This is a genomic window from uncultured Sunxiuqinia sp. (assembly GCF_947495665.1).
Classification (GTDB): domain Bacteria; phylum Bacteroidota; class Bacteroidia; order Bacteroidales; family Prolixibacteraceae; genus Sunxiuqinia; species Sunxiuqinia rutila.
Map to the genome: position 1 here is coordinate 298,067 of NZ_CANLZV010000001.1, position 15,740 is coordinate 313,806.

Sequence of the window (15,740 nt, forward strand, 5' to 3'; positions counted from 1 at the left end):
AGTTGGGGGAAGAAAAAGCCCTGTGAGGATTGACTCACAGGGCTTGCTATCAGGTAATGTTTGACTTCAATTACAATAAACTAAGCGTAACGGTTAATCCGGCCATGACAACTGAAACCATGGTCATCAGTTTGATCAGGATATTCAGAGAGGGACCGGAAGTATCCTTAAACGGATCGCCAACAGTGTCGCCAACGACGCCGGCTTTATGGGCTTCGCTTCCTTTTCCTCCGTAATTTCCTTTTTCAATGAATTTCTTGGCATTGTCCCATGCGCCACCGGCATTATTCATGAAAACGGCCAGCGTAAATCCGGAGGTTAATCCACCAGCCAGCAGGCCAATAACACCGGCCACACCCATTGTTGCACCAACAACCACAGGAACGATGATGGCAACCAGAGAGGGAAGCAGCATTTCTTTTTGAGCGCCAATGGTGGAAATTTCAACACACTTGGCGTATTCCGGAGTCGCTTTTCCTTCCAGAATTCCTTTGATCTCGCGGAACTGACGTCTGACTTCTTCTACCATCGCGCCAGCAGCACGTCCTACGGCTTTCATGGTCATGGCACTGAAAACAAAAGCCATCATGGAACCAAGGAATAAGCCACCTAGAAACAAGGGATTGAACAGGGTAATGTCGTAAGCCGAAGAGAAGTCTTTAACTGTAGCGCTGGAAATTTTAATGGCTTGAACACCTTCTTCTACGGCAGGAGCTACATCATTGTAAAAAACATATTGTCCTTTGGTGACAAATCCTTCACCGGCTTTGGCTATTTTATCAAACCACAAACGTACTTCTTCCATGTAGGCCGATATCAAAGCCATGGCAGTAAGCGCTGCGGAGCCAATGGCAAAACCTTTTCCGGTTGCTGCTGTGGTATTACCCAGCATATCGAGCGCATCGGTCCGTTCGCGAACCTGAGGGTCGAGTTCGGCCATTTCAGCGTTTCCACCCGCATTGTCAGCAATTGGGCCAAAGGCATCGGTTGCCAGGGTAATCCCCAGGGTTGAAAGCATTCCTACGGCAGCAAAGCCGATTCCGTAAACACCCATGGCAAAGTGGCTGGCACCGCCGGCAGCCCAAAAGGCACCCATGATACCAAGCACGATGGTAACCACCGGAATCCAGGTTGAATACATGCCCACGGCCAGGCCGTCAATAATGGTAGTGGCTGGACCTTGTTGTGCTTGTTTGGCAATTCCTTTGGTTGGTCCGTATTCGTCCGATGTGAAATACTCCGTAGCTTGTCCAATAATGACACCGGCAGCCAGACCAATGACCACGGCCCAGAAAACTCCCCAGGTGACCCAACCAAGCATGGTAAGCCCAACCATCGCCAGAAGAATCAGTACCGAGCTGCCACCTGTTCCCAGGAGCAGGGCATTCAACAGGTTCTTTTGGGTGGCCGATTCTTTGGTGCGTACCATGTAAATGCCGAGAATGGAGAGAATAATTCCGATGGCAGCAACAATCATTGGAGCCAGCACAGCCTGAAAAGGATCAAGCCCGGCATCGCGCAGAACCAAGGCCGGGAGTGAAGCTCCCAAGGCAGCTGTTGCCAGAATCGATCCGGCATACGACTCATAAAGGTCGGCTCCCATACCGGCAACATCGCCTACATTGTCACCCACATTGTCGGCAATGGTAGCTGGGTTACGTGGGTCATCCTCCGGAATTCCTGCCTCAACTTTACCAACCAAGTCAGCGCCAACATCGGCTGCTTTGGTGTAAATTCCACCACCCACACGGGCAAAAAGGGCTTGTGTGGAAGCTCCCATTCCGAAGGTAAGCATGGTAACGGTAATTTCAATCAGTTTGGTGCGTGTTCCGGCTTCGGTTAAAACGCCGTTCACCACGTATTCCGGGTGAGCATGAACAAAGTTCAGCCCCAGAAAATGGAGCCCGTTACTCATGTGTTCGGGAGTGTAAACCCATTCATTTAAGATCAGAAACCAGGCCGCAATGTCGAGCAGGGCAAAGCCAACAACCACCAGCCCCATAACGGCGCCACTGCGGAAAGCTACCTGAAGCCCTTTGTTGAGTGATTGTGAAGCCCCATGAGCGGTACGTGCGGATGCAAAAGTCGCTGTTTTCATTCCCAGGAAACCACATAAACCGGAGAAAAAACCACCAGTTAAAAAGGCCACTGGAACAAAGGGGTTTTGAACGTTAAAGTAGGCCATGATAGTAAGCAGAATAAACAGAATACCAAAAACAATAGCCACTACTTTGTACTGTCTTTTTAAATAGGCCATTGCACCCTCTCGCACATACTGTGCGATTTCTTTCATACGGTCGGTACCTTCCGAGTTTTTCATCATTGACTTGAAAAATATCCAGGCAAAGACCAAGGCAAGTATGGATGCAAGTGGAACAATAAAGAAAATATTACTCATAAGTTATCAATTTATTGCAACGGTGTTGCGGTTAGTATGCGTTAGTATACAAATGACAGCTTTGAAAGTAATAAATATTGATGTTCCTAAAGGATTTCAATAAATGTTTTAGGACAGGCTGTCTGTTCTTTTTCGTATGATTAAAGATAAGCTGATAAATTGAAATTTAAAGGAGTGGAGGTTGATTGCCTGTAATTTGAAAGCATTCTAAGGAAAATGCTGTTAATTTGATTGTGTCGTGCGGTGGCTTTAGACTGGATCATCGTCATGTGGCTTTTGCACCACGGCTTTGCCGCGCCATTTGCCACTCAGGTAATAAATGATCAGAATGACGGTCCCTGCTGTCCATCCGGCTGGTTCGGCCCACCAAATGCCATTGACCCCCAGGTGCTCGGAGAGGAAATAGGCCAGGGGAATCCGGAACACATACAAGGAGGTGAGCGTGGTTAGCATGGGAATAAAGGTTGCGCCTGCTCCGCGTAAAAAACCGGTAAAGGTGAACATCACCGCCAGTAAAAGGTAAAATGATGAGATAATGACCAGGTAGTCCTGTCCAATGGCAATAACGCCTTCGTCGGCTGTGAAAAGCTGGATGAGGTACTGGCCTGAAAAGATAATGACCAGCGAAATGAATATGGAATAGATCAGCGAAAAGACCAGCGTTATTTTCAAGCCCTTTTTAGCCCGGTCTTCGCGGAAGGCGCCCAGGTTTTGCCCCGTGAAACTCGACAATGCCGAAGAAAATGTAATGGCAGGCATCTTGGCAAAAGAGTCAATACGAATGGCTGCGGAATAGGCAGCTACCGCGTTCACGCCAAAGCCATTCACAATGCCCATGATGGCCATCATTCCAAAAGCGACAAAAGATTGTTGAAAGCCCGTTGGAAGTCCAATGCGTACACAGCTTTTAAAAATATCGCGATCGAAAAGATATTTGCGAAACCTCAATTTTATTACCGGATGCTTTTTGTTCAGGTACCAGGTGGCAGAAAAAAAGGCCATGGCCTGGGCAATAACTGTTGCGAAAGCGCCCCCCGCAATTCCCCATTTGAAAACGATAACAAACAGAAGATCCAGCGCAATATTCAGAAAAGTGGAAAGGATCATGAAGTTGAGGGGAGTTTTTGAATCGCCCATGCCCCGGAGAATGGAGGTAATTCCATTAAACCCGAAAAAGAAAAACATACCCAGCAGGTAAATACTCATGTAGGTTACAGCTTCGGGCATCAAGCTGGCGGGTAGTTGCAGCAATTTGAAAATGGCCTCGCTGAAATAAATGCCAAGGCTTGAAACAACGAGTGAAGACGCCAAAAAGAAGATGAATATGGTATCAATGGTTTTACGTACCTGGTCCATCTGTTTGGCGCCAAAGTATTGCGAAACCACTGTAGATGCGCCTGAGCCCACACCAATGACCAATGAAATTAAGGTGAATATTATTGGGAATGAAGCGCCAACCGCTCCAAGTGCTTCTTTGCCCAGATAGTTCCCCACAATAATACTATCGATGATGTTGTAGAGGTTTTGAAATAAATTTCCAATAACCAGGGGAACTGAAAAATTCAGGATAATTTTGGCTTCGCTGCCAACAGTAAAATCTCTCATGGGCTCAAAAACAGAATGCAAATCTCTGGATTTTAATTTTGAAATCAAAATGTCTAAATTTGGGAAAGTCGTTAATCTTATTGTTTTTCAGCTCTTTGTTTTCTTAAAGCGTGGCAATTGGTTTAACGGTTTAGCGAAAAGGCTTAGGCCGTTTGTTTTTGATGACTGCTTTTGTTTTTTTTGTTAAAATAAATTAGTCAAGCACATGCATCGTTCCTGCGCTTTGTGGCTAACAAACCGGACGATGTTACTCTAAAAATTGGTTGTATGGAGAAGAAGAAGAGGGTACTTTTTGTTTGTTTAGGAAATATCTGCCGGTCGCCCAGTGCGGAGGCTGTTTTTAATTACCTTCTGGAAGAAAATGGCCTGGAGCAGGAGATTGAATGCGATTCGGCAGGAACCACGGCTTATCATGAGGGAGAGCCTGCCGACAAACGGATGCAAGGACATGCCATTCGGAGAGGATACCGCCTGACTTCAATTTCAAGACCGGTCAATCCGAAAGCGGATTTCGATGCCTTTGATTATATCATCGGGATGGATGACAACAATGTGTGGGACTTGAAAAAAATGGCACGTAACCTCGATGATCTTCGAAAAATTCATAAGATGACTGATTTTGCGACGCTTAATGGCCATCATTCTGTTCCCGATCCTTATTACGGAGGTGCTGACGGCTTTGAGCTGGTGCTTGACATTTTGGAAGATACTTGTCGGGGGTTGCTAAACGAACTTCAGAAATGAGCTTTGTTTTAGCCTGTTGTTTTTCGCGATGCTGATATGTTGAAGCGTTTTGTGTTGATCCTCACCGGATTGTCTCAGATGTTGCTTTGAAATGAAACTTTTGTTCAAATCACTTGTTCTGTGAAGTGTATGCCAAAATGATGTTGGGCTGGCAGTTTCTAATTCATAAACGATCAAAATAAACCACATATATTATGAAAATTGACCAAGGAATTTTTTACTCTTCTATCGCTAACTATTACAACCAGATATTTCCCATAAACGAAAAACAGGTTGATTTTGTGCAAGCTGGGCTAAATAAGCTTGATGGAAAGAAGATTCTGGATATTGGCTGTTCGACCGGGCAATTGGCCAATCGCCTGGCAACTTTTGGTGCGCAGGTTACCGCTATTGATTTGAATGAAGAAATGATCGCCATTGCACAAAAGGAAAACCATTTTCCGACGCTGGATTTCAAAACGGCAAACATGTTGGAAGTGGATTCGTTTGCTGAAGAATCGACCCTGGATGCAGCCTTGTGTTTTGGGAATACCCTTGTTCATCTGGACTCCATTGAGGAAGTCAGCCAATTTTTGAAAGGAATGGCTAAAGTGTTGAAACCGGGCGCTAAATTAATGATTCAAATCCTCAATTACGATTATATTCTCGAACATGAGGTTGATGAACTTCCTTTGATTGACGGGCCAAAGATCAGCTTCATCCGTAAATATGATCTTCCGGAAACGGCCGGCGAAAAGATCATTTTCAATACGGAACTGGTTATCAAAAGTAGCCGCGAATCGCTGTTTCATGCCTCGCGCTTGTTGCCCTTGCGCAAGCACGACCTGCATACACTGCTTGAATACAATGGCTTTGAGCGAATGAAGTACTACGCTGATTTCAGTAAAAAGCCTTACGGAGGAAATCATCTGCCATTGGTTGTTTCTGCTGAACGATCGGCTTCTTAGCGATTCGTTTTTCGGTAGGCTTTCCACCAAATCAGGAAACCACTTAGCAGAACCATGAGCAGGCACAGACCCGATAGCGGGACGTAGAGAATGTAGAAGGGCCCAAGCAGGTGTTCAAAAATTCGTCCGGTATGAATTTCCAAGGCGGTATTCCAAAGCGACATGGGCGTTTGTTCAAGGACTTGGTCAGGCATGGTCGGTGGTTGGTGCCCTTCAAAACTTTGCATGCCACGATTGTAGTCAAACCAATAATGTTCCTGAGCATTTCGTTCAAAATACCCGGCAACCATATGGTTTGAAATGGGGCGTCCCGTACTTGCCCGCGGCTGCTTGAGGCTGAAGGCGTCCAATACCAGCTGATTTTTTAAATCCCAGATAAAGAGCCCGCTGAATGAACCTACCAGGTATTGAGTAGCGCTGATGGGTTCAAGAACATTGCAGCCCATGACACTAACCGGTGGTTGCACCGGAGCTTTTTGTAACGGTTGTTGCAGGCTTTCATCAGCCAGGTAAAACCCGTCTGAAGTAGAAAGCACATAGCTTTTTAATGATTCGTTCCATTGTGCCCGGCGTAGTTTATCGAACCAAGGGTTGGGGTTGTCCAGGTGGGTGCCCGGAATAAGCCCAACTTTGGTGCTGGCAATAGGGATTAAAAGCGGAGGTCGCAAAAACATGCCGGCTGTGGTGTTTAACAGCAAAAAGAAGATAAACAGATATCCTGCTACATTGTGCCAGCGCAGGTTTAGCCGCCGGGCAGCTGTTAGCCGGGTGTTGTCTTTTTGTTTGGCACGGCGTCGTTTGGCCAGTTTGGGAAAGAAAAAGTGGAGCAGTCCGCTAATGGCCAGCAGGATGGTAACTATGCCCAATAGGTCCACGAAAAGTTTGCCTCCAAAACCAAAAAGTTCACCGCTGTGCAGGTTCCAGAGCGTTTTGAACAGCCCCGTTTCCCGTTTGTAGCCTTCGGGCTTTGGCAGTTGAACAACTTCAAACGCCTGTCCATTAGCCGACTTGAGCAGGTGGTGTCGGCTTAAAACCATCAGACTGTCATCTTTGATAAATACATCGGTGAGCCGTTCTTCCTGGATGGGGAGCGGAATTTTTTGCCAATGCTCCTCTTTGAGGCTACGCTGATAAAGGCCAAAATGGGTGGCTGCAAAGAGCTGTTGATTCTGAAACGAAACCACTTGATAGGTTTTTCGCTGGTCAATTCCTCGGGGAAAACCTTGGTTAAAACTGCTGAAGATGGTGTCTTCCTGCAGCCAGATGCCCACATTCCCAAAGATCAGAAAACGGCTTGAATCAAGCGGCAAGCCACCTCGCACGGCAGCCTGGTTCCAGTTTTGGTAGTGGTAGCTTTCCGGCAGCCAACTGCGTTTAACATCTACCGAAGAGAACAGGGGGCGGTGATTCATGACAATGCCGGATGAAGCGAATAAAATGGCCAGAAGTGCTATAATGATCCCCGGCCATTTGTGGAGCTTTCGGAACAGTTTGAGTGACTTGTTTTTGTGTTTCATAAAAGGCCGTTTTGGAGGAGTTGGGGTGTTTGTTTTTTTATTAGTGGTGAAGATAAAAAATACTGCCCAGCCGTTCTGTAACGAATGTTACAAACCAGTTGGGCAGCATCTTTTTTTAACCCTTCGGCTTACTTGATAAAATTGGGCGTGACACTCAGCATTAGCCAGCCCCAGTAGTTTGAGGTGGAATGATCGCCACCTTTGATCAGCTCCATGCTTTTTCCGGCAAATAGCCACGACAGTCCGCCACTGATTTGTGCTTCCGGACTGATTTTCCACCCTGCGCCCAAATCAAGTTCAGTGCCCAGGTAGTTGGAGGCATCTGCAGAAATTTTGGCTGCCGCCGAAAAGTAGTGCAGGTGCGCGTTCAGGCTTAGCTTATCCTTGGCATAATTGTACTTGGCGTACACGTCGTTGAACCCGACACTGTTGGCATGGTTGCCCACGTAGAAATAATCCATAAAACCATTAAACTTGTGATTGGTCCCGTAAAGGGGAGTGAACGACTTGTTTTTGGTATCATCGTAAGCAGTGCCCGACAGTCGCTCGTAACCCCAGGTAATGCCGCGCGGACAGGTAGCTTCAAAAAGCAGGTTGTAAGCGCTAAGATCGTCCCCTGTGCCCGTTTTACCCGTTTGCAGGTAAGCATTGGCTGCCAGGTTGAAGTTGCCAAGTTGGTAAGTGGCGTGCCCTCCCAGGGTTTGGCTGTAGTTCACTTCTTGTCCGTCCTCGGTGTTTTCAGGAATGCCATTGTTCAGGCAAAGCAGGCTGAGGCTGGCTTCGTTCCATTTTTTGTTGAACCACACAAACTGAAGGTCTTTGTAGGCATCATTTCCGTCGAAAAGGTTGTTGGCCGGGTTCGAGTTTTCCTGATGTGCCAGCCCTAGATGCAGACGGATGTCACTTTCGTATTTGAAGATGACTAGGTCGTGTGAGCGGGCCTGGTGTGCCCAGCCCACGTTTCCAAAAATCCGGTGATCGTCATAAATCAGCTCCTGGCGTCCGGCTTTCATGGAGAATTCCGGGGTGAAAAAGACTTCAGCCCAGGCCTGATGAACCGATGTGGCATAATCTTCATTGCCCACCAGTTGGGCCTGGCTACCCCAGGTGCGTACATCCTGTAAAACCAGCGAGGTTACCAGCTTATCTGATTGGTAGCGTGCATTCAGACGGGTACGCTGGGCAGTAAAGAGGGAAGCATCCTGGTCGCTGTTGGCCAGGCTTTTGTAGCCGTGACTCAGCTCGGTTCGAGGGCGAAATTCACCACTTAACGAAAATTGGGCAAATGCAGGTGTTGACAAGCCAATGAAGCCAAGCAGAAGCCAGCTGGTCCAATATTTTTTCATTTTTCGGTGTTTTTAGTTTCTAACCACATCCCATGAATCTTCGCGCTGCTGAGCTGCTTCAAGCCAAACAGGAATAACGTTTTCCAGGAAATCAGCCTTTTCGGCATTCTCCTTCTCCATATCCAGGCCAATAAAAGCCTGCGCTTTGGCTTTGGTTGAAATATCAGGATAGGGGAGCTCTTCATCAAAACCTTTGGCGGCTAACAAGCGTGCCAGTTTGATCCGGGTTTCCTGGACAATAGTGATTCCGGTAGAAATAATCCGGCTGGTTTCCAGCGGGGCGTGAAACGATCCGCCATGTGAGGCCGCAGCATAATCCCAACGCCACTGGGCATGACGAATGCCCATTAAGATGGCCTCCATTTCTGCTTCGTTGGCTCCCAGTTCCCAGGCTTTCTGGGCTTCCAGGTGTGCCCTAACCAGCAGTTCCTCCAGCTTGTCTCGGTTTTTAATGGTTTTATCCTGACGGTCAAATACGTTTTTGATCAGGGTCGCGGTTTCTTCCCGGTGACATACCTGGCAGGAATTGGCGACATTGTTGAGGGGAGACTGAATGTGGTGGTCGGTAAACTTTTGGCCTCCTTCAGACTTATACGGCATGTGACAATCGGCACAGGAAACGCCGCGTTCGGCATGAATACCCTGTTGAAACAGTTCGTAGCCCGGATGTTGCGCCTTCAGCATGGGAGCTTTGCTAAGGGCATGTGTCCAGTCGCTAAAGCCCATTTCGTCGTAGTAGGCTTCGGCATCTTCAACGGTTAAGCCCTTTGCCCATGGGAAAGTAAGGTACTGGGCGCCTTCAACAGTCTCTTTGTTGAAATAATATTCCACATGGCACTGGGCGCAAACCAGCGTTCGCATTTCCTGGTGCGATGCTTTGTTGACGTCTTTGCCCATTTTTTCGAAGGCTTCAACCAGTGCCGGACGGGTAATGCGCAGGTTCATGGTTTTCGGATCGTGGCAATCGGCACAACCAATGGTGTTAACCACTTCGGCTCCCAGCCTGGCCCATTTCCCTTTGTAAAATTCGGCTACGCCATGTTCTTCCATCAAACGCGGAACATCCGGACTTTTACAGGTCCAGCAAGTGGATGGCATGGGGCCTTCATTGGCGTTTTTAGGAGCACCGGTACGCAGTGTTTTCTGAATGTCTTCTATGGCATAGTAATGTCCGCGCCCCTGGTTATAGTCTTTGGAGAAACCATAACCGGCCCACAAGACCACCAGTCGCGGGTCTTCTTCCAGCATATCGATCATGGTATTGCCGTTGTATTTGCTCCGGAAATTGGTGTCAGCCGTTTGATAGTAGGACTGATATTCGCGTGGGAAATTCTCGCCCCACAGCTCATTGCGCGGTTCAAATTCGGATAGTGTGACTTGAGGAACATTGACAAAGCTGGCTTCGGCGCGGCGTTCCATGATGGAGGAGGCCAGTAAGCCCAGCAGAAATACAACAAGTATGGTAATCAGGAAAAGTAGCCAACCAATAATTGGCTTTTGCTCGATCGTTGATTTTAATGATTTCATATGATTGGTTTTTTAGTTGAGATCTAATTTTTTTATCCATTCCGGCACCGGGCTTTCGGGTAGCGGCACCCGCGCATAAGGCGTACTCGACAGGCTGTTGACACGGCCGTGCGGCACTTCGCGGTGACATTCCCAGCATTTGCGATCGGTTCGGTGCGATTCATAGTTGGCTACAAGGCTGTTGTGCCGGGCATCCAACAGCTGATTTTCGTGGCAACGCACACAGTTTTGATGAACCACTTCGGCACCTTCTTCTTTAATGAAAATGACTTGGGGCTCTTTGCGAAGCGTGAAGATTGTGGCGTGACGCAGTCCGTCTTTGGCCTTAAAATAGTAGGTGTTAAAAACATTGTCGTGCGGCACGTGGCAGTCGTTGCAGTTGGTTACTTCGCGATGCGAACTGTGGTTCCAGGTGGCATACTGTGGGGCCATAAGGTGACAGTTGACACAGGTTTTCGGGTCGTTGGACAAATAGGAGTGGGCCTTGGAAAAGTAAAGGGAAAGAAAAAAAAGGCCCGTAAAAACGCCCAATGCAAGGATGACCGGAATTTTCCACTTGGCAGGAGGCTGTAGGTTTCGGATCATAGTTGATAGTGTTTTTTATATGATTAAAACTACGTAACCACATCCGCTAAGGTTGTAACCAATGTTACAAATAGCTAAAAAACAGTAAAAAAAGTTTTGGTTTTTAGCCGGAGCATCCGACAGCTGGCAGACCACTCGGTCTGCCAGCTGTCGGATCAAAAGTATGGTGGACTATATTTTTGATCAGTAACTTGGGCTGACAAGAGTTGTTGTTTCTGGGAAAAGCCAATCGATCACTGCCGTTCCTGTAGTTTTTTCCAGGCGTGCATTTCCAGAAAACTATCCTCCACATTGGCCTCCATTTCCTGAAACAATCGGAATGGAACCGTGAAGGTTAAGGTTTCCCGATCAACAATAGAGCGTTGCGAAATATCAAAAAAGCCAATTACCCCGCCGGGATTTTCCTTTTTGGCTTCGGCGTAGCCATAGAGTATGGATTGACAGGCTGCTCCAAAGGGCGCCGTTACGTGCTGATTGGTTCCACGATTATAATCAGCCATAACCACCAGGGCCGATAGCTGGTCGGCGTTGGCAAAGAAGATGAGCAGCTCAGGCTTGTCCTGCTCGGTGAGTTGTTCCCAGGGTTTAAACACCACATATTGGGTTGGAATATCGGTCATGGGGAGTGAATCAACCCATTTTCTGGCCAGTTCCGGATTTTTGTAAAAGCGTTCACCTTCCAGCATCAACGACCCAGCAGGGCCCATTTGGCTGGCCATTTCCTTGCTGCCGGTAGAAAGCAGACAGTCGATGGGGAAGTGCCCGTAGCAATTGCCAAAGCCCAGCCCGGTGCCTCCACCCGGACAACCATAGGATTTTCGGTCAAAATAGGCCAGGCGGTTTTTCTTGCTTGATGACACCAGCATGGCAGCCACACAGCCGCGTACGCTTCCTTCTTTAAAATGAAGTCCATCTTCCGGTTTATCGTCGGTATGGATTACTGCCACCGGTTGCATTTTTAGTCTCAAGGCTTCAATCAGTTTGCTATTCATCGTATACCTCCATGTTTTTAGGTTGTTCAACGGTAATTTGTCTCTTCCGGTTATTGATGGGGCGTTTGGCCTTTTCGTCTGGTATGTCGTAATCGATCAATTGTTTCCATGAACACATCTTTTGCTTTTACTTTTGTGGCTACCTCTAATTGCTTCTTGTTCTTGAAGGCGTAAATTAAAAATGCGGCAAGACCAAAATCAATGTATACATCTTTTAAATCGAAAACGAATAAGGGCTTTAGGTAGATATAATCAAGAGTTCCTCTTGCCCATGCTAAGTTTCCAAGTAAGGCACAAACTACGGCAGCCATTATAAATATAGTTGCCAGATCTACGAGTTTTTTGTCAGAAGAGATCTTGCTTCTGAAAAAGGAGAAATAGATCGGAATTGAAATTCCGATTGCCACGAATAAAATGATGTGTGGCACTAATCCAATATTTATCCCGATTTGGTTTAGTAGGGTATTGACCCAACTGTGCTTGACATTAAACGTTGGTTTAAATTCGAGCATGAAAGGGATAATCTCAAAATGAGTATCTCCGTAAAAGTTGAAGATTACAATTTTAATCGATTGGTCAATAACTATTAGTACCAGAATCCAGATTAGAATAGCTTGTGTTTTCATTTTAACTCATTGTTTGGATTCAACGGGTTGAGCAAGTTAGTAAAACAAAACGATGAAAGAAGTTATGTTTTTATGCTGTAAAACTTTTTGGCTTAGCCGGAGCGTAAAGCAGTACTTGGGGTTTCCTGGAAAACAGGGGGCAACCGGTTTTGATTTCTTCTATCCAGAATTAGCTTCGACCTCCCGGAATTGCAAGCAGACCAATCCGGATTGAGCTCCGACCGTCTGGAAATGAGAAAAACCAGCTGGAAAAGCCACAATACTGCACGGAAATGCAACCAAACCGTCCGGAAAAGTGATCAAACCGAACGGAATTGCCAAAAACCAGACAGAAATGGGACACAACCCGAATTTTTCCATTTCCGGCTGGTTTTTTGGTCATCCGCCACCGTTTGTTGCCTTTCTGCTTGGTATGCTTCAATTTTTTGCGCGGGACGAAAAAAAATGTTTGCGGCTGAGCCTCAGCTGACCTGTTTTTATTTGTTTTCTACTTAGCTGAGCCTCAGCCGGGCTGTTCTTATTTACTTTCTGCTCAGCTGAGGGTCAGCCAGCTTGTTTTTTTTTGTTTTCCGATTAGCAGAGCCTCAGCTAGCCTGTTTCTGTTTGTTTTCTACTTGGCTGAGGGGTAGCCGGGAGGTCATCTAATTACTGGCAGTAAAATGACTACCAATGACTTTTTCTGTTTCGGGTTTTATGTCCTGTTTCGGCCATTTGTTTACTTTTCTTAATTTTAATTGACTTAATGGCGCTGATTCTAGCAATAATTTAAATAATTTCCATTTAATGTCACAAAATTGCCTTGTATCCAGACTAACTAATAAACGAGTCGCTTGAAAGCATTTGATCAATTATACCAGAAGCATTATCCAACAGTTTTTCGCGTTGCCGTTAAAATGTTGGGGGATTCGGATGAAGCGGCTGATGTTGTTCAGGAAGTGTTTCTGACGCTTTTTCAAACAATGGAAAAAGGAATGGTGGTCGAATATCCCCTTAGTTGGTTGTATCGCACCACTTTGAATAAATGTATTGACAAGCAGAAATACAATGGCCGGTTTCAGAAATTGGAAACGGCACCAGAGGGGCAGGTCGAATTTCAGAGCATTGAAAAACAGGAAACCCGCATACGCGTGCAGCGGGCTTTGGGTAAATTGAAACCCGTAGAACGGGCTTTGGCGGTGATGTATAGTGAAAGTTTATCTTACAAAGAAATGGCAGAGGCAACGGGCATTCGCTTTTCTTCGGTGGGGAAAACACTTTCGCGAACGTTGAAGAAGCTGGAAGCAGAACTTAAAAATAAAAAGTATGAGCTGTATTGACGAAGATCTTATCCAACAATATATTGATGAGGAAGTTCAAGCAGAGGAAAGCGAAAGGATAACGCGCCACCTGGCTGTATGTCCGGGGTGTGCTAAGTTGGTAGCCGAAAGAAGACAATGGGCTTTGAGCATGAAAAGAATGATTCGGGAGGTGGCTGACGAGCCGGTTGTGGTGCCTCCTTTTGTTGCTCCGGCAAAGAGCGTGCCGCTAGGTAGCCTTCGAAAAAGACTGGTTTTGGCGTTGTCTGCTGCTTGTCTGCTGGCTTTCTTTGTTTTGCATTGGAATCATCCTTCTGCTGAAAAGTCTGCCATTGAAGATGAGTTGACAATACTTCAACATTCCGATTGGCCGGTGGATGCCAATCAGCCCTTCAGTCAACAGGGCTTGCAGATTAACCTGATTGATCCGGAAGGAAATGTTACCGGGTACGTGCTGGAATAATTAGAGACTGATTTACATTCATTTCTTAAAACGAAATACGATGAAACAATTTGCATTGACTTTACTTTTAGTGGTTTTCGCATGCTCGCTGTCTGGTCAAAACTTAAAAGACCTCTATCAAAAAACGAGCATTAAGCTGGTTCCCGACAAGCAGTATGCTGCGGAAAATAATTGGGATCAGGTTTTTGAAACCTATTACGACACATTGTATGGTAAGCCGATGGGAAACCGGAAATCCTTGTTGGTATTACCTGATGGTTCGGTTGTTGTCAACCATGCTTATCGTAATTATTACAGTAAATTTTCACCCGATGGGAAGTTTATCAAAGAATTTAAGGTGACCAAATCCGATGGAACTTCCTTCAAAAAGACCAATCATATTGACGGAATTATCGATGGGAATACTTTTTTTACCGGGCTCGATAACATGGGGAATATGCTTTGTTTCGATTTCGACGGGAACTATAAGAAAACCCTGAAGCTGGATTACATGACCAAGCAAATGATTGGTTTGCCTAACAACAAAATTGCGGTGGTTGGTTGGGTGATTTGGGCTGATAAATTTCGTGATTTTATTGCTTTAGTTGATTGTGAAACCAATGAGCAGAAGATCATTTGGGATCATTTTACTGATCGTTGTGCGCTTGACGAACACTGTAAGCTTTTTAATTATTCCTATGCATTTAAGGAGCGCGGTGCCATCGGATTTCAAACAATGCCTTATTCCAGTTCTCTTGGAGTGGCTGCTCCACCTAAAATAGCTTGTACGGGAAACAAACTGGTCATAGCCTATCCAACAACTGGTGAAATCCGTGTGCATGATTTAGATGGGAAGTTGGTAGCCAAAGACCAAATCACCTGGGCCGAAAATTATATCTCGGTAGAAGAGCAAAAGGAAATTCAGAAAAAAGCCATTGATAAATATAAAAGTTTGCAAAATCCGAGGTTTGCCTCTTGGGTTTCAGAAGAAGAAAACAAAAAGGCTATGGCAACCATCCTTTCAGAGATGGAAGCAGATTTGGCAAAAATTACCGATCCCATTCCTATTCCTTTGTTTTCTACAATGATGAAGGATTCAGACGATAACCTGTTGATTTTTGAATTCCCGAAAGAACAAAATACGAATCAGTTTCACGTTTGGATTTACGATAACCAAGGAACGTTCGTAGGTCAAAGTAGTTTTGTATGCGATAACTATGAGTTGGAAATTAACCCATCGAAAATGGTGTTTCATGATGGCTACATTTATGCGCTTCAGCGTTTGAAAAATGCCAATGGAGTGCCATTGCGCTTGGTTCGCTTTAAGCTGGAATAGCTGTTTTAAGCAGAATGTTTTTCTAATTTATAGGCATCAGGTCATTTGGAAATCAGGATTCTTTAGGGAAGAATTCTGATTTTTCATTTAAGAAGGGAATAGTTAGCTCCAAGAATCCGGTTATCCAGGTCTGTCAATGACACTTAAATGACAACCGATGACAATCAAATGACGAATAATGGCCACCAAATGACTTTTGCTGTTTCAAGTTCTAGGTTTCAAATTCTACAGCCAGTCAAGGGGTATCTATGAATGATTCTCATTGTTTCAATAGTCAAGGATCCGGCCTTTCTGATCTATCAATGACAACAAAAATGACCATCCAGCACCCGGTATTCAGTTCCCATCATTTGTGCTACCTTTGCATTTTCAATAAAAAC

Annotated in this window: 13 protein-coding genes; 5 read left to right on the plus strand and 8 right to left on the minus strand. The window is 45.8% G+C overall.

Features of this window, described 5'->3' with window-relative positions; genetic code table 11:
- Positions 1-70: 70 nt before the first annotated feature.
- Both Q1A18_RS01295 and Q1A18_RS01300 read right to left on the minus strand, forming a co-directional pair.
- Entirely contained in the window at positions 71-2,398 is a 2,328-nt protein-coding gene (locus tag Q1A18_RS01295; RefSeq protein WP_299576521.1) for a sodium-translocating pyrophosphatase, read from the minus strand.
- 249 nt (positions 2,399-2,647) lie between these two features.
- Positions 2,648-4,051, minus strand: coding sequence for an MATE family efflux transporter (locus Q1A18_RS01300; RefSeq protein ID WP_299576523.1), 1,404 nt, complete (start codon positions 4,049-4,051; stop codon positions 2,648-2,650).
- Between the two features lie 219 nt (positions 4,052-4,270).
- On the opposite strand from Q1A18_RS01300, the gene Q1A18_RS01305 reads away from it, so the two are divergent.
- The gene (locus Q1A18_RS01305; RefSeq protein ID WP_299576525.1) at positions 4,271-4,747 is read left to right on the plus strand and encodes a low molecular weight protein-tyrosine-phosphatase; all 477 of its coding nucleotides are present in this window, start codon (positions 4,271-4,273) and stop codon (positions 4,745-4,747) included.
- Positions 4,748-4,941: 194 nt separating this feature from the next.
- Entirely contained in the window at positions 4,942-5,694 is a 753-nt protein-coding gene (locus Q1A18_RS01310; RefSeq protein ID WP_299576527.1) for a class I SAM-dependent methyltransferase, read from the plus strand.
- Here the strand turns inward: Q1A18_RS01310 and Q1A18_RS01315 are convergent.
- The 6 genes from Q1A18_RS01315 to Q1A18_RS01340 all read right to left on the minus strand — a co-directional run bounded on the left by Q1A18_RS01315 (position 5,691) and on the right by Q1A18_RS01340 (position 12,287).
- The gene (locus Q1A18_RS01315) at positions 5,691-7,265 is read right to left on the minus strand and encodes a PepSY-associated TM helix domain-containing protein (protein WP_363322862.1); all 1,575 of its coding nucleotides are present in this window, start codon (positions 7,263-7,265) and stop codon (positions 5,691-5,693) included. The two genes, Q1A18_RS01310 and Q1A18_RS01315, sit on opposite strands and share 4 nt — an antisense overlap.
- A 74-nt stretch (positions 7,266-7,339) precedes the next feature.
- Positions 7,340-8,557: a hypothetical protein gene (locus tag Q1A18_RS01320; RefSeq protein ID WP_299576531.1), complete on the minus strand. Its 1,218-nt coding sequence runs from the start codon at positions 8,555-8,557 to the stop codon at positions 7,340-7,342.
- A gap of 12 nt (positions 8,558-8,569) precedes the next feature.
- A complete protein-coding gene (nrfA, locus tag Q1A18_RS01325) occupies positions 8,570-10,084 on the minus strand; it encodes an ammonia-forming cytochrome c nitrite reductase (RefSeq protein ID WP_299576533.1) in 1,515 nt (504 codons plus the stop codon).
- Positions 10,085-10,096: 12 nt separating this feature from the next.
- Complete coding sequence (gene nrfH / locus Q1A18_RS01330) at positions 10,097-10,669, minus strand: cytochrome c nitrite reductase small subunit (RefSeq protein WP_299576535.1); 573 nt, start codon at positions 10,667-10,669, stop codon at positions 10,097-10,099.
- A 233-nt stretch (positions 10,670-10,902) separates the two neighbouring features.
- Positions 10,903-11,661 (minus strand): DUF169 domain-containing protein, encoded by a 759-nt coding sequence (locus tag Q1A18_RS01335; RefSeq protein ID WP_299576537.1) that lies wholly within the window; start codon positions 11,659-11,661, stop codon positions 10,903-10,905.
- Positions 11,662-11,711: 50 nt separating this feature from the next.
- The gene (locus tag Q1A18_RS01340; protein WP_299576539.1) at positions 11,712-12,287 is read right to left on the minus strand and encodes a signal peptidase II; all 576 of its coding nucleotides are present in this window, start codon (positions 12,285-12,287) and stop codon (positions 11,712-11,714) included.
- Positions 12,288-13,117: 830 nt separating this feature from the next.
- Between Q1A18_RS01340 and Q1A18_RS01345 the strand changes: the two genes are divergently transcribed.
- From Q1A18_RS01345 to Q1A18_RS01355, 3 genes are read left to right on the plus strand one after another with little or no spacing between them, the layout of a single operon-like run.
- Entirely contained in the window at positions 13,118-13,603 is a 486-nt protein-coding gene (locus tag Q1A18_RS01345) for a sigma-70 family RNA polymerase sigma factor (protein WP_299576541.1), read from the plus strand.
- Complete coding sequence (locus Q1A18_RS01350) at positions 13,590-14,045, plus strand: zf-HC2 domain-containing protein (RefSeq protein WP_299576543.1); 456 nt, start codon at positions 13,590-13,592, stop codon at positions 14,043-14,045. Before Q1A18_RS01345 ends, Q1A18_RS01350 begins: the two co-directional genes overlap by 14 nt.
- A gap of 40 nt (positions 14,046-14,085) precedes the next feature.
- A complete protein-coding gene (locus Q1A18_RS01355) occupies positions 14,086-15,360 on the plus strand; it encodes a hypothetical protein (RefSeq protein WP_299576545.1) in 1,275 nt (424 codons plus the stop codon).
- Positions 15,361-15,740 lie beyond the last annotated feature (380 nt).

Coding starts and splice junctions, on each gene's coding strand:
- Q1A18_RS01295 (WP_299576521.1), bottom strand. CDS start 2,398: ATGAGTAATATTTTCTTTATTGTTCCACTTGCATCCATACTTGCCTTG.
- Q1A18_RS01305 (WP_299576525.1), top strand. CDS start 4,271: ATGGAGAAGAAGAAGAGGGTACTTTTTGTTTGTTTAGGAAATATCTGC.
- Q1A18_RS01310 (WP_299576527.1), top strand. CDS start 4,942: ATGAAAATTGACCAAGGAATTTTTTACTCTTCTATCGCTAACTATTAC.
- Q1A18_RS01320 (WP_299576531.1), bottom strand. CDS start 8,557: ATGAAAAAATATTGGACCAGCTGGCTTCTGCTTGGCTTCATTGGCTTG.
- nrfA (WP_299576533.1), bottom strand. CDS start 10,084: ATGAAATCATTAAAATCAACGATCGAGCAAAAGCCAATTATTGGTTGG.
- nrfH (WP_299576535.1), bottom strand. CDS start 10,669: ATGATCCGAAACCTACAGCCTCCTGCCAAGTGGAAAATTCCGGTCATC.
- Q1A18_RS01335 (WP_299576537.1), bottom strand. CDS start 11,661: ATGAATAGCAAACTGATTGAAGCCTTGAGACTAAAAATGCAACCGGTG.
- Q1A18_RS01340 (WP_299576539.1), bottom strand. CDS start 12,287: ATGAAAACACAAGCTATTCTAATCTGGATTCTGGTACTAATAGTTATT.
- Q1A18_RS01350 (WP_299576543.1), top strand. CDS start 13,590: ATGAGCTGTATTGACGAAGATCTTATCCAACAATATATTGATGAGGAA.
- Q1A18_RS01355 (WP_299576545.1), top strand. CDS start 14,086: ATGAAACAATTTGCATTGACTTTACTTTTAGTGGTTTTCGCATGCTCG.